Here is a 13,942-nt window from a genome sequence, read left to right on the forward strand (position 1 = left end):
GACATCTATGAATCTGCAAGGCAAGGTTGCCCTGGTAACGGGCGCCAGTCGTGGTATCGGTCAGGCCATCGCGTTGGAGCTAGGTCGTCAGGGCGCTATCGTGATTGGCACGGCGACTTCTTCTGCCGGAGCTGAGCGCATCGCCGAGACGCTCAAGGAGAACGGCATCGAAGGTACCGGTCTGGTGCTGGATGTTTCCAGTGACGAGTCGGTTGCGGCCACGCTGGAGCATATCCAGCAGCATCTCGGTCAGCCGGCTATCCTGGTAAACAACGCCGGCATTACTCGTGACAATTTGATGCTGCGGATGAAAGACGATGAATGGCACGATGTCATCGATACGAATCTCAGCAGTCTCTATCGCCTGACCAAGGGGGTTTTGCGCGGTATGACCAAGGCGCGCTGGGGACGGATCATCAGTATTGGTTCCGTAGTAGGTGCGATGGGTAACGCCGGACAGGTAAACTACGCCGCGGCCAAGGCCGGACTCGAAGGTTTTAGTCGGGCACTGGCTCGTGAAGTCGGCTCGCGTGGCATCACGGTTAATGCCGTGGCGCCAGGTTTCATCGATACAGACATGACGCGTGAGCTGCCAGACGCTCAGCGTGACGCTTTGCTGGGGCAGATCCCGCTGGGTCGCCTTGGGCAGGCGGAAGAGATTGCCAAGGTCGTCGCTTTCCTTGCTTCTGACGGCGCTGCCTACGTTACCGGGGCCACGGTTCCGGTGAATGGCGGCATGTACATGAGCTAATGTGACGTCTAACGCAAGCATGCAGTCATAACGGTTGATTCGTTTCGTTATAAACTGCGGTTAGCTTATAGACAGAAGGTTGAAAGCAGGTTCATGCTTGCCCGCTTTCAGCTTGAAATGCGGAAAACGCTTTCTATACACTACCGCGCAGATCAGCTGCCTGATTTTTCCATAGGAGTGAAAACAAGGTATGAGCACCATCGAAGAACGCGTCAAGAAAATCGTTGCCGAGCAGCTTGGCGTCAAGGAAGAGGAAGTCACCAACAGCGCTTCCTTCGTCGAAGACCTGGGTGCCGACTCCCTTGATACCGTTGAGCTGGTCATGGCTCTGGAAGAGGAATTCGAGACCGAAATCCCGGACGAGCAAGCCGAGAAGATCACCACTGTTCAAGAAGCTATCGATTACATCAACGCCCACGCGCAGTAAGTTGTAATCCTGCTTCGAACCAGTAAGCCGCACTGCCTCTGAACGGGGCAGTGCGGCTTTTGTTTGAGATAGTTAAAATCGGCTGGTCGTGCACCTGTGCGATGCCTGATGGTTCGTCTTTCGTCCGTTGCGAACGTTGAAGAGCGGAGCGAGCCAAATATAGACGTAAGGAGAATTGCTGTGTCGCGTAGACGCGTCGTAATCACCGGGATGGGGATGCTATCACCGCTGGGTAACGATGTGCCAAGCAGCTGGCAGGGGATTCTCGCCGGCCGCAGTGGCATCGGCCCAATAGAACATATGGACCTTTCTGCCTATTCCACACGTTTTGGTGGATCGGTCAAGAACTTCGATGTCGAACAGTATCTGCCTGCAAAAGAAGCGCGCAAGCTCGACCTGTTCATCCAGTACGGTTTGGCAGCCAGCTTTCAAGCTGTACGTGATTCCGGACTGGAAGTTACCGATGCCAACCGTGAGCGCATCGGAGTTGCCATGGGCTCGGGAATCGGCGGCCTGACCAATATCGAAAACAGCTGCAAGGCCCTGTTTGAACAAGGCCCGCGACGAATTTCCCCATTTTTCGTGCCTGGCTCGATCATCAATATGGTTTCGGGTTTCCTATCGATCCATCTGGGTCTGCAGGGGCCCAATTATGCGATCGCCACGGCTTGCACTACCGGTTCGCATTGCATTGGCATGGCTGCACGCAATATCGCTTACGGCGAAGCCGACGTCATGGTTGCCGGTGGCTCGGAAATGGCCACCAGCGGTCTCGGCATTGGCGGATTCGCCGCAGCACGCGCGCTGTCCACTCGCAACGATGATCCGGCCGCAGCCAGTCGACCATGGGACAAGGACCGTGATGGCTTCGTATTGTCCGACGGCGCCGGCGCACTGGTGCTGGAAGAACTCGAACATGCCAAGGCACGCGGCGCGAAGATCTACGCCGAGCTGATCGGTTTCGGTATGAGCGCTGATGCCTTCCACATGACCTCGCCGCCGGATGATGGCGCTGGTGCTGCTCGCTGCATCCGAAACGCTATCCAGGATGCTCGGATCGATGCGGCTCAGGTGGACTACATTAACGCCCACGGCACTTCCACGCCGGCTGGCGACAAGGCCGAAGCCGCGGCGATCAAAACCGTGTTCGGCAGCCATGCTTATGAACTTTCGGTCAGTTCGACGAAATCAATGGTCGGTCATTTGCTAGGTGCCGCGGGCGCTGTCGAGGCGATTTTCAGCGTGCTCGCCCTTCGCGACCAGGTTGCGCCGCCAACCATCAACCTCGAAGAGCCAGATGACGGCTGCGACCTGGATTTCGTACCTCACGAAGCGAAGCAGAGAGCGATCGATATCGCTGTCTCCAACTCCTTTGGATTCGGTGGCACCAACGGCTCTCTGGTTTTCCGCCGGTTCGCCGAGTGACATTGAGCTGGGTAGACGGACAGCCTGCCAACGGGCTGCCCGTTCATGACCGCGGATTCGCATACGGTGACGGCCTGTTCGAAACCATAAAGGTAGTGAACGGGCGACCGGAGCTGCTCGATCGCCATCTGAATCGCCTCGGTCTCGGTTGCCAGCGTTTCGCTATCCCTCTTGATGTAGATGCTCTGCGTTCGCAGATCATGGCGTTCAGCGCCGTGCTGGAGACGGGTGTAGCCAAGCTGATTCTGACGCGCGGCGATGGTCAGCGGGGCTATGGTCCGCCGTTAGCCTGTCGGCCCCGGACAGTTCTGACAGGCGCGCCGCTGCCAGCCTACGCGCCAGAACACTCTACGGTGGGCGTGCGCCTGTATCCTTGTAAAACGCGTCTTGCCGAGCAGCCTGCTCTCGCTGGGCTGAAACATCTGAATCGCCTGGAGCAGGTACTGGCGCGCGCCGAATGGCATGACCCAGCTTTCGCCGAAGGATTGATGCGCGATACCTCTGGACGTATCGTCGAGGCTGTCTTCAGTAACCTGTTCATCGTTAAAACCGGCGTACTGCTGACGCCGTCGCTCGAGCGGTGTGGCGTGGCTGGCGTGATGCGTGAAGAGATTCTCGATCGAGCGCGACAGGCCGGAATGCCCCATCAAATCTGCGATCTCTCGCTCGAGCGACTGCTCGGTGCCGACGAAGTCTTCGTGTGCAACAGCCTGTATGGCATCTGGCCGGTGCGGCAGTTGGAAGCGAGCGTCTGGCCGGTAGGTCCGCTCACACGTAAACTTCAACGCCTGGTTGATGATCTGTCGAGTAATACGTGATTCGAAAACTGACTTTCGCATTCTTGGGCGCTGTGCTGGTCGCCGCGCTGGCGCTCGGCCTGGCTGCCTGGAAACTTCACGCCGCATTGGAGCAGCCATTGCAGCTCAGCGAAGCTCATACGCTGGAGGTCCGATCCGGTGATACGCCCAGTGGCTTGTTCCAAAGGCTGGAGCGAGAGGGAACGCTGAGCGACTCGTTCTGGCTGAGGCTGTACTGGCGGCTGAATCTTGCCGGGCAAACATTGCATAGCGGCGAGTATCGATTGCAATCAGCGATGACCGCGCGCGACATGATCGGACTGTGGCAGCGCGGCGAGGTTGTTCAATACGCCATGACGATCGTCGAGGGTTGGAGCTTCCGCCAGGTTCGCGTGGCGCTGGAGACAATGCCTACGATCCAACAAACGATCACAGGTCTGTCCGATGACGAAGTCATGGAGCGGCTCGGTCATCCCGGTATGCATCCTGAAGGACGCTTCTTCCCGGATACTTACAGTTTCACCCGTGGCGTAACCGACCTCGATTTGCTTAAGCGGGCCTTTACGCGCCTGGAAACCGTTCTGGCGCAAGAGTGGCAGCAGCGCAGCGAAGGTTTGCCTTATCAGGATCCGTACGAAGCATTGATCATGGCTTCGATCATCGAAAAGGAAACCGGTGTGCCATCGGAGCGCGGCGAGATTGCCGGTGTCTTCGTGCGCAGGCTGGAACGGGGTATGTTGCTGCAGACCGATCCTACCGTCATCTACGGTATGGGCGAGCGGTACAAAGGTCGGATTACCCGTAACGATCTGCGTAGGCCGACGCCTTATAACACCTATACCAACAGCGGGTTGCCGCCTACGCCGATTGCGATGGTCGGGCGCGAGGCCATTCATGCTGCGTTGCATCCGGTAGACGGCAAAAGTCTATATTTTGTCGCGCGTGGCGACGGTAGCCATGTTTTCAGCGAGTCGTTGAGCGAGCACAACCGTGCGGTGCGTGAATATCAGCTCAAGCGCCGCGCCGACTATCGCTCCAGTCCACCGCCGCAGCAAGCTCCGGCACCGACCGAGACTAACCAGTGACAGGACTCTTTATTACCCTGGAAGGGCCGGAAGGTGCGGGCAAGAGCACCAACCGTGACTATCTCGCTCAGTGTCTTCGCGAGCGTGGCCTCGATGTCGTACTGACCCGAGAACCCGGCGGGACGCCGCTGGCCGAGCGAATCCGGGACCTCCTTTTGACGCCTGCGGATGAGCAGATGTCCAGCGACACGGAGTTGCTTTTGGTGTTCGCGGCGCGAGCGCAGCATCTGGCTCAAGTCATTCGACCTGCGTTGGCGCGGGGCGCCATCGTGCTATGCGATCGGTTCACCGATGCCACCTATGCCTATCAAGGTGGAGGGCGTGGCCAGTCGGTTCAGCGCATCGAGCAGCTCGAGTATTTCGTGCAGGGCGATATGCGTCCGGACCTGACGTTGATCTTCGATCTACCTGTGGAGGTTGGGTTGAGCCGCGCCGCCGCGCGTGGGCGTCTCGATCGGTTCGAGCAGGAAGGGCTGGAGTTCTTCGAGGCCGTGCGTAGCGCTTATCTCGATCGCGCTCGCCAGGCTCCGCAACGCTATCGCGTGATCGATGCGGGGCAGCCATTATCCGCAGTGCAGCAGGATCTGGACGCACTGTTGCCTGAGCTGTTCGAGCGTGCCCGTGGCTGACGGCATCCTTCCCTGGCAGGCCGATCTGTGGCGCTTGCTCGCAGGCCGCCGGCAACATGCCCATGCTTACCTGTTGCACGGTCCGGCCGGCATCGGCAAGCGCGCACTGGCCGAACGCCTGATGGCACTCTTGCTGTGTCAACAGCCGGCGCCGAGCGGAGCCTGTGGACAGTGTAAGAGCTGCATGCTACTTGCCGCTCAAACCCATCCCGATCATTACATTCTGGAACCGGAGGAAGCTGACAAGGCGATTCGTGTCGATCAGGTCCGTCAACTGGTCGGATTTGTCAGCCAGACCGCGCAGCTCGGAGGGCGTAAGGTGGTGCTGCTCGAACCGGCCGAGGCGATGAATCTCAACGCTGCCAATGCGCTCCTCAAGAGTCTCGAAGAACCAGCAGGCAATACCGTGTTGCTGTTGATCAGTCATCAGCCCAGTCGATTGCTGCCGACGATCAAAAGTCGCTGCGTACAGCAGAGCTGCCCCTTGCCGGTCCGTCAGCAAAGCCTGGATTGGCTTGCAGGCAAGCTTCCGGAGCTGTCGGCGGCACAGCGCGAGGAGCTGTTGACGCTTGCGGCGGATTCGCCCCTGGCGGCGCTCAAGCTACACGCTGTAGGCGTGCTGGAGATGCGTGTGCAGGTGGTAGATGGGGTGAAGAAGCTGCTCAAACGGCAACAATCGCCCAGTCAGTTGGCCGAAGCCTGGAACCCGCTATCGCTGATCCTGTTGTTCGACTGGTTCTGTGAATGGGCCCACCTGATTCTGCGTTTTCAGATGACCGGCGATGAAGAAGAGCTTGGCGCCGCCGATATGCAGAAGGTCATTCAGTACCTGGCTCAGAAAACCGCACCCACCAAGCTGCTAGCATTGCAGGACTGGCTATTGGCCCATCGACAGAAAGTGCTAGGTAAAGCCAACCTCAACCGTGTCTTGCTTCTCGAAGCGCTCTTAGTGCAGTGGGCAAGCTTGTCCGGGCCAAGCTAGAATCCTTTGGAATAGTCGTTAGGGAATACCGCATGAGTCTGCCTGCAAACCTTGGTCCGCGTAACGGCATTCTGTCTCTGACGATCAAGGACAAGTCGGTGCTCTATGCCGCGTTCATGCCATTCATCAAGCATGGCGGGCTGTTCATCCCCTCCAACAAATCCTACAAGCTCGGCGACGAAGTGTTCATGCTGCTGAGTCTGATGGATGAGCCAGAAAAGATTCCGGTCGCCGGTAAGGTCGTGTGGATCACCCCCAAAGGCGCGCAGGGCAACCGGGCAGCCGGTATCGGCGTGCAATTCAACGAAGGTGATTCCACCGCTCGTAACAAGATCGAAACCTATCTGGCCGGCGCGATGAAGTCCGACCGACCGACACATACTATGTAAGCGAGCTCCAGCGCAGCCCTCTCTGAACGCTTGCAGCTTCTTTTCTTCTACAATGCACGCCGGTCATGGCTCGATGAGTAGCGTGTTCAATGCTGGTAGATTCCCACTGTCATCTCGATCGTCTCGATCTCACTGCGCATCAAGGCTCGCTTGATGCGGCCCTAGTCGCTGCGCGTGAGCGTGGCGTTGGCCACTTTCTCTGCATTGGCGTCAGTGCCGACAATACGGCGGCTGTAAAGGCTTTGGCAGAGCGTTACGGCGATGTCGACTGCTCGGTCGGTGTACATCCGCTGGACCTCGAGCCGGGTGCAGAGCCCGCGCTTGAATGGCTGCTGCACGAACTGGAGCACCCTCATGTCGTGGCCATCGGCGAGACCGGTCTGGATTATCACTACGAACCGGAAGCCGCTGCGCTCCAACGACAATCCTTTCGTCTTCACCTGGACGCGGCGAAGGCGAGCGGTAAGCCGGTGATCGTTCACACCCGTTCTGCCCGTGCCGACACACTGGTTCTGCTTGGCGAAGCGGCGTTGCCGCAAGCTGGTGTACTGCACTGCTTCACGGAGGACTGGGAGATGGCGAAGGCCGCGCTGGACCTTGGGTTCTATATCTCGCTGTCCGGGATCGTCACCTTCCGAAATGCCGATGCACTTCGCGACGTCGCTCGCCGCGTTCCCGCGGATCGCTTGCTGGTTGAGACGGACTCGCCTTATCTGGCTCCGATTCCCTACCGTGGTAAACCGAACCTTCCGCAGTACGTTCGCGAGGTTGCAGAGTTTCTCGCGCAGTTGCGTGGCGTCGATTTCGATGTCCTGGCCGAGCAGACCACGAGCAACTTCAAGCGGTTGTTTCCCTTGGCTCGAGTTCGGGGCTGACTAACGCCTATCAGGCGAAGCGATGCGCTTGTTTGAATCTCTCTATCTATGATGCCGTGTACAATTCGCGCCGCTTCGGTGCGCATGCCCATAGTCGGCATGCGGGCACGATGGTTCCGCTTGGCTCCGTAGCTCCACTCATCACGGGCCGCGCCGTTTCTCGTCACAGACCCAACAAGGTGACGCCATGTCCAGCGATTCGCTGCATACCGGGCCGCTTCAGCGCGGCCTAAAAAACCGGCACATCCAGCTCATCGCGCTTGGCGGCGCTATCGGCACGGGGCTTTTTCTGGGTTCGGCAGGCGTGCTTCGCAGTGCCGGTCCGTCGATGATTCTCGGCTACGCCATCGCTGGATTGATCGCCTTTCTGATCATGCGGCAGCTGGGCGAAATGATCGTCGAGGAGCCGGTCGCCGGGTCCTTCAGCCACTTTGCGCATAAGTATTGGGCACCCTACGCAGGCTTTCTTTCGGGCTGGAATTACTGGGTGCTCTATGTGCTGGTGGGGATGGCTGAGCTAACCGCGGTCGGTAAGTACGTGCAGTTCTGGTGGCCGGAAGTGCCGACCTGGGCCACGGCGGCGGCATTCTTCGTGCTGATCAACCTTATCAACCTGGTGAACGTGAAGGCCTTCGGTGAAACCGAGTTCTGGTTCGCGATCATCAAAGTCGGCGCCATCGTCGGCATGATTGCGCTGGGCCTCTATCTGTTGCTGAGCGGCAAAGGCGGCGAGCAGGCCAGCTTCAGCAACCTGTGGAGCCATGGCGGATTCTTTCCCAACGGCATCAGCGGCATGGTCATGGCGCTGGCGATCATCATGTTTTCCTTCGGCGGGCTTGAACTGGTCGGGATCACCGCTGCTGAAGCCTCGGATCCGAAAACCGTCATTCCCAAGGCCATCAATCAGGTTGTTTACCGCATCCTGATTTTCTACATCGGAGCGCTGAGTGTGCTGCTGGCGCTGTATCCCTGGGACAGCCTGCTAGAAACGCTGGGGGCCGCTGGCGATCCTTACAGCGGTAGCCCCTTCGTGCAGATCTTCTCGCTGATAGGTAGCGATACCGCCGCACATGTTCTCAATTTCGTGGTGCTGACAGCGGCGCTTTCGGTCTACAACAGCGGCGTCTACTGCAACAGCCGGATGCTTTATGGCCTGGCCGAGCAGGGCGATGCGCCCAAAGTGTTGATGACGGTGAATCGTCGTGGGGTGCCGGTGCTGGCGATCGCCTTCTCGGCGGCAGTGACCATGCTCTGCGTGTTGGTGAACTACTTGCTTCCCCAGAATGCGCTCGAACTGTTGATGTCGCTTGTGGTTGCGGCGCTGCTGATCAACTGGGCGATGATCAGTCTTGCCCATCTGAAATTCCGCAAGGCGATGACGGAGCAGGGCGTTCAGCCTTCGTTCAGGGCGTTCTGGTACCCGTTCAGCAACTACCTTTGTCTGGCGTTCGTCGCTCTGATCGCAGTCATCATGCTCTCGATGCCGGGGCTCCGTACGTCGATTATCGCCATTCCATTCTGGGCGCTATTCATCTGGGTCTGCTTTCAGCTTCGGCTTGTCAGTCGGCGCGCCAGGCATGGCTGAAGAAAGCCGTTCAGCTGACTATGCAAAAAAAACCCGGCCTCAAAAGGAGCCGGGTCAAGACCATTAGGAGTATGAGGTCACGTTCCTCGCTCCCTCAGCTGGCCGAGCATTGGGGGATTGCGCGGCCAGTGCTTGAAGTATTGGCCCTGATCGGCAACTTTGCAGGCGCGATTGATACCGTTCTTAAACGGATTTGGAATAGCTGCCTGTACCTTGATTGCGCTCACTTTGCGAGCAGGCCACGAATCACTGCCAGCGACTGCTCGATGACCTCCGGGCGCGTGTAGAAGTGTGGCGAAAGCCGTATCCCTCCGCCACGAAGCGCACAGACGATCTGCTCCGTCTTTAGGCGTTCGAACAACGCTTGATTGCCCCAACCATCGATTCTGAACGTCATGATGCCGGCGCGCCTTGCCGGATCGGCAGGACTCAGCAGCTCGATGCCAGGCATGGCCGAGAGCTCGTGCTGCAAATGGTCGATGCGTTCTGCTAGCGCCAAGCCCACTTCGTTCATACCGACTTCTTCGAGCAGGGACAGGCTGGCGTCCAGCGCCATGGCCCCCAGCAGGTTCGGGCTGCCGCATTCGAAGCGACGTGCGCTGCGGGCTGGCTGCCAATCGTTGCGCTCGTAGTCGCCAGCGTGTTCGAGCATGTGCCAGCCGTATTCATGAAGTTTCAGCTTGGCGCGCAGATCGCTGCGGCAGTAAAAGACGCCGAGCCCCTCGGGACCCAGAAGCCATTTGTGGCCATCGGCCATGGCGAAAGCGCAACGGTATTGCTGAACGTCGAACGGTAGGGCACCCAACTGTTGGATCGCATCGATACAGAACAGGACCCCGCGTTGCTCGCAGCCTTCGCCAAGGCGCGGCAAGTCAAGCCGCAATCCGCTGGCGTACTGCACGGCACTGATCGCCATCAGGCGCACCTTCGGACCGCAGGCGGCCAACAGGTCAGCCTCTGGATCGTCGCCCTTCAGGTTTACCTGGAGCACTTCGACACCCTGAGGTTTCAATGCCTCCCAGACCACGCGGTTGGATGGGAACTCTTCGTCACTGATAACGATCTGGTCGCCTGCCTTCCAGTCCAGACCGAATGCCACGAATGAAAGCGCCTCGGACGTGTTCTTGACCAACGCGATATCAGCCGATGACGGAGCGTTGAGCAACCTGGCCAGACGACCGCGCAGGCTGGTTTCGACCGCAAGCCATTGCGGATAGTCGCGCGCGCCCAGCGTTATGTTTTGTTGGGCGAAGGCGGTTACTGCATCGGCGGCTCGGCGTGGCCAGGGTGCGACAGCTGCATGATTCAGGTACCGCAAGCCTTCGATCTGAGGAAATTCGTCACTCAATGTGCTCATGGGAATGTTCCGTGCATTTTCTGACTGGATAGGCATAATCGTCTTCTTCTACTCTGAGCGGCAGCTTCTTATGCAAACTGAACCCCGGAAGGTCCGCGAATTCCGCCGTCGCGAGCAAGAGATTCTCGATACTGCGCTCCAGCTGTTCTTGGAGCAGGGAGAGGACAGCGTTACCGTCGAGATGATCGCCGACATGGTTGGCATCGGCAAAGGCACCATCTACAAGCATTTCAAATCCAAGGCCGAGATTTACCTGCGGCTTATGCTCGATTATGAGCGGGATCTGAATGAGCTTCTGCATGCGCCCAACCTGGATCAGGACAAAGAGGCGCTGTCGCGTGCCTATTTCGAGTTCCGCATGGGTGATCCGCAGCGTTATCGCTTGTTCGACCGCCTCGAGGAGAAAGTCGTCAAGGGTAATCAGGTTCCGGATATGGTCGAGGAGCTCCATCGCATTCGCGCCTCCAACTTCGAGCATCTGACCCAGCTGATCAAGGGGCGCATTTCCGAAGGCAAGCTGGAAGATGTGCCTCCTTATTTTCACTATTGCGCCGCCTGGGCGTTGGTGCATGGTGCGGTAGCGCTTTATCACTCGCCGTTCTGGAGCAATGTGCTGGAAGATCAGGAAGGTTTCTTCCAGTTCCTAATGGATATTGGTGTGCGTATGGGTAATAAGCGCAAGCGCGATTAGCCCACCGCGTCAGGTGAAAAGGCGGCCGGGCAAACAGAGCTGTAACCCGTTGAGCGCATCCCCATCCGCGATATCAAGTCGGTCGTTCCGGTTGAGGTGCGCTCTCCGAATGGCAGGCTTGCAACAAGCCTCTATCCCAACGACCGCAATCTAAACGCGGCGCGCTATTCGAGTGAAACCAGATATTCGACCAGCGTTCTAGCGCACGCTTCCATGCTCTCTTGCAAGATGACCTCGTAGCCGTGCGTGTTCTCGGTTGGAATCGCCAGGCAAGCGGCGCGGGGTGAGGATCCCGAACCGAGCACGGCACTGGCATCCGACGCGAACCCGGGCATTAAGGCAGGCTGTGGACAGTAACCGCAGCGTTCAGCCGCTTTAAGCAGGCCATCCGATACCTGCTTGGAGTAGTAGCCCTTCTCATCACCGGTCAGCACGATGGGGTCGAGCGCCAGGCGCGTATCGTACTCGGCGGCTATCGGCCCAACCTCAAGCGCGATGCACACCGAGCCAGGCAAGGTCCGGGCCGCATACTGCGCCCCGGAGTTGGTTTCTTCTTCATTGGTCGTCAGGACAATTAGCACGTCGCCGCGCAACTCATCTCGTCGCTCTGCCAGGCGTCTGGCGGCTACGAGCGCCGCAACGACAGGCGCTTGATCATCGAGGAAGTGAGCTGCAACGCAATCTCGTATTAGGAATGGCTTGCGCCAATGCTGGCTCAGTACCACCCGCGTGCCGGCGCGCACGCCCAGCTCGCCGAGTTCCGCCTTGCTGTAACGGGTAATCACATGCACGTCGGACCATTGCACGTCACCCTTGAGCACGTGCATCGACTGGCTCGATTCGCTCGTCCCGTGCATGGTGCCGAAGGACAGTGCGCCGGCAACCGTTTGTGTGTCTGCAAGAATATCCACCGGGCACATACCGAAGTTGACTGGAAACGCCCCGCCCAGCGCCACAACTCTCAAGCGACCGTCAGCGTCTATGCGTTTGACGACCATCGCAATCATCATCCTGATGCGCCATCACGCGCGTTGAAAGGCGCTCCGCTTCATCATGCTGAACGCCGACAGCCTTGATGCGGCCGATGAGGTTTGCTGCCGGATCCTGCCAGACCTCGTCGCAGCATTGTTCCAATTCGCGCCGGCAGATTTCCCTGACTTCTTCCTCCTGGCCTGCGGGGCCACGCGCAAGCAAGAGCTCCTCAAGCAGGGCCAGTTGTTCTTGATTGGTCATTAAGCCTCCCGATCCGTTTCGTCAGGCTTATGACTCGATCATTCGCCAGCCGTGCGATGGACTCGCCGCGCGCGGTTGATCGAGCCGCTTAACCCCATTGCAGTCTTTAAGCAATGGAACAGGTTACCGGGACGACCGCTGCGACTTTGACTCGACCGCAGCCGGCGTACTTGACTACGCTTGTTGCAGTTTCCCGGTGGGGCGCGGCTGTCGTCAGAACGACGTATAGCAAGCGCTCTTCGTTGAACTCGGGTTTTATAGTTGTTGCAATGCATTCGTTGTTTCGCTGCGGATATCGTCCGCCATCGAGCGCCAAGGGAGCATTTTCGACCGGGCAAGGCGATACTGTCGGCGCAAACCACAGCACCATGGCAAATCCGCTGCGCTATGCGTGGCGGGGTTGCCTTAGCTCTTGGTGGAACTGGCTCGTTTGCTGCATCGCTTTGCTATCCGCCGGTTTCCCGTCAGAGGCAGCAACGATGATGAAAATGTGGAGCCTTATCGCAGCCGTGTTCATATTGAGCGGATGCATGAAGGTCAGCGACATGGCCGAAGGTACTCGCTATCAACTGCGAGACGCAGGCATTCTCGATCACAGTAAAACGGTGAGGTCGGCATCTTGGCGTCTGCAGCCCGATTCGTTCATCTATATCGCTCAAGGACACTTCGTCCCGCCGGGCGATGCCTATCCACGGCCGAATGTGGTGGCCGAGGAAGCGTTCAAGGGCTTCGTCGAGTATTTCCCGCTTGTCCGTCGTGCCCCTGAACCTGCCGGGTTGGAAGAAGCGTTGAACCAGGCGGCCGCCGCAGGTGCCCATTACTTGCTATACACACGTTTTGCTGCTGCAGACGACCGCATCGGTAGTTTTGATGAGTTCAACGATCAGCGCGCTCTGGATCGTCTGGGTGTGGACACCAGCGTGATTCAGCTGATGCTCATCGAGACCGGCACTAGATACCTGGTCGATACGGCGCGTATTCGAAGTCGTGGCGGATTGTTGAACATTTATGACGCGACGCCACAGGTGCTGTTGGGGCCGCCTTTGCGCGACTATGCCCGGCGCCTGACAGGCCTTAGTCGCTGAGGAGTCGCTTATGAGCAATTCTGGGAAAGCTGCGGATCTGCTGGGCCAGATTCCGAAGGCCGAGAACAAGGGCCTGCCGCCGGTGCACCTGTGGAACCCGCCGTTCTGTGGCGACCTGGACATGCGAATAGCCCGTGACGGCAGCTGGTTCTACATGGGCACGCCGATCGGCAGGCCCGCGATGGTACGGCTGTTTTCCACAGTCATCCGGCGCGACGGCGATGATTACTTTCTGGTGACGCCGGTAGAAAAGGTTGGCATCAAGGTGGACGATGCGCCTTTCGTGGCGGTTGGGCTGGAAGTGGAGGGGAGTGGCGAGGCGCAGGTGCTTCGCTTCGTCACCAATGTCGGCGATGAAGCCGAAGCTGGGCCGGAGCATCCCATGCGCGTCGAACTTGACCCAGCGAGTCAAGAGCCGGCGCCTTATGTGCATGTGCGCGCCAATCTCGAAGCGCTGATTCATCGCAACGTCTTCTACCAGCTGGTGGAGCTGGCTGTGCAGCAAGAGATCGATGGTGCCGGTTGGCTGGGTGTCTGGAGTAGAGGTCAATTTTTCCCGATTGGTCGCGCAGAATAGTCAACGCGATCCTTAGGATTCACGCTTCGATCAGGCGAAGCAGCAGATACGAAA

General features: G+C 58.6%; 14 protein-coding genes and 1 pseudogene. 13 read left to right on the forward strand and 2 right to left on the reverse strand.

The genetic code is table 11. The features are described 5' to 3' along the window. The first annotated feature begins 7 nt into the window (after window positions 1–7). From fabG to NA647_RS02255, 10 genes are all read left to right on the forward strand, one after another. The gene (gene fabG / locus NA647_RS02210; protein WP_256056206.1) at window positions 8–751 is read left to right on the forward strand and encodes a 3-oxoacyl-ACP reductase FabG; all 744 of its coding nucleotides are present in this window, start codon (window positions 8–10) and stop codon (window positions 749–751) included. Between the two features lie 190 nt (window positions 752–941). Continuing rightward, complete coding sequence (acpP, locus tag NA647_RS02215; RefSeq protein ID WP_003283670.1) at window positions 942–1,178, forward strand: acyl carrier protein; 237 nt, start codon at window positions 942–944, stop codon at window positions 1,176–1,178. 180 nt (window positions 1,179–1,358) lie between these two features. Continuing rightward, window positions 1,359–2,603, forward strand: coding sequence for a beta-ketoacyl-ACP synthase II (fabF, locus tag NA647_RS02220; RefSeq protein WP_256056207.1), 1,245 nt, complete (start codon window positions 1,359–1,361; stop codon window positions 2,601–2,603). Between the two features lie 2 nt (window positions 2,604–2,605). After that, complete coding sequence (pabC, locus tag NA647_RS02225) at window positions 2,606–3,421, forward strand: aminodeoxychorismate lyase (protein WP_256056208.1); 816 nt, start codon at window positions 2,606–2,608, stop codon at window positions 3,419–3,421. Continuing rightward, on the forward strand, window positions 3,418–4,485 hold the full coding sequence (gene mltG / locus NA647_RS02230; protein WP_256056209.1) for an endolytic transglycosylase MltG: 1,068 nt from the start codon (window positions 3,418–3,420) through the stop codon (window positions 4,483–4,485). The genes pabC and mltG overlap by 4 nt, the downstream gene beginning before the upstream one ends. Next, window positions 4,482–5,114 carry a dTMP kinase gene (gene tmk, locus NA647_RS02235; RefSeq protein ID WP_256056210.1) on the forward strand — a complete coding sequence of 211 codons (633 nt, stop codon included), beginning with the start codon at window positions 4,482–4,484 and terminating at the stop codon, window positions 5,112–5,114. The genes mltG and tmk overlap by 4 nt, the downstream gene beginning before the upstream one ends. Then, window positions 5,107–6,096: a DNA polymerase III subunit delta' gene (locus tag NA647_RS02240; RefSeq protein ID WP_256056211.1), complete on the forward strand. Its 990-nt coding sequence runs from the start codon at window positions 5,107–5,109 to the stop codon at window positions 6,094–6,096. The genes tmk and NA647_RS02240 overlap by 8 nt, the downstream gene beginning before the upstream one ends. A 32-nt stretch (window positions 6,097–6,128) precedes the next feature. After that, a complete protein-coding gene (locus tag NA647_RS02245; RefSeq protein ID WP_256056213.1) occupies window positions 6,129–6,485 on the forward strand; it encodes a PilZ domain-containing protein in 357 nt (118 codons plus the stop codon). Between the two features lie 89 nt (window positions 6,486–6,574). Beyond that, on the forward strand, window positions 6,575–7,360 hold the full coding sequence (locus NA647_RS02250) for a TatD family hydrolase (RefSeq protein WP_256056214.1): 786 nt from the start codon (window positions 6,575–6,577) through the stop codon (window positions 7,358–7,360). 187 nt (window positions 7,361–7,547) lie between these two features. After that, a complete protein-coding gene (locus NA647_RS02255) occupies window positions 7,548–8,945 on the forward strand; it encodes an amino acid permease (protein ID WP_256056215.1) in 1,398 nt (465 codons plus the stop codon). Between the two features lie 223 nt (window positions 8,946–9,168). Here NA647_RS02255 and NA647_RS02260 read toward each other — a convergent pair whose 3' ends face one another. Next, a complete protein-coding gene (locus NA647_RS02260) occupies window positions 9,169–10,302 on the reverse strand; it encodes an aminotransferase class V-fold PLP-dependent enzyme (RefSeq protein WP_256056216.1) in 1,134 nt (377 codons plus the stop codon). A gap of 70 nt (window positions 10,303–10,372) precedes the next feature. On the opposite strand from NA647_RS02260, the gene NA647_RS02265 reads away from it, so the two are divergent. Then, the gene (locus tag NA647_RS02265) at window positions 10,373–10,993 is read left to right on the forward strand and encodes a TetR/AcrR family transcriptional regulator (protein WP_181100806.1); all 621 of its coding nucleotides are present in this window, start codon (window positions 10,373–10,375) and stop codon (window positions 10,991–10,993) included. 164 nt (window positions 10,994–11,157) lie between these two features. Here NA647_RS02265 and NA647_RS02270 read toward each other — a convergent pair. Then, window positions 11,158–12,226, reverse strand: a pseudogene (locus tag NA647_RS02270) (M42 family peptidase). A 479-nt stretch (window positions 12,227–12,705) separates the two neighbouring features. Here NA647_RS02270 and NA647_RS02275 point away from each other — a divergent pair. Continuing rightward, complete coding sequence (locus tag NA647_RS02275) at window positions 12,706–13,311, forward strand: DUF4823 domain-containing protein (protein WP_423836452.1); 606 nt, start codon at window positions 12,706–12,708, stop codon at window positions 13,309–13,311. 10 nt (window positions 13,312–13,321) lie between these two features. Beyond that, window positions 13,322–13,888, forward strand: coding sequence for a DUF1285 domain-containing protein (locus NA647_RS02280; protein ID WP_256056217.1), 567 nt, complete (start codon window positions 13,322–13,324; stop codon window positions 13,886–13,888). Window positions 13,889–13,942: the final 54 nt, after the last annotated feature.

The organism is Stutzerimonas stutzeri (genome assembly GCF_024448985.1).
Lineage (GTDB): Bacteria > Pseudomonadota > Gammaproteobacteria > Pseudomonadales > Pseudomonadaceae > Stutzerimonas > Stutzerimonas stutzeri_AP.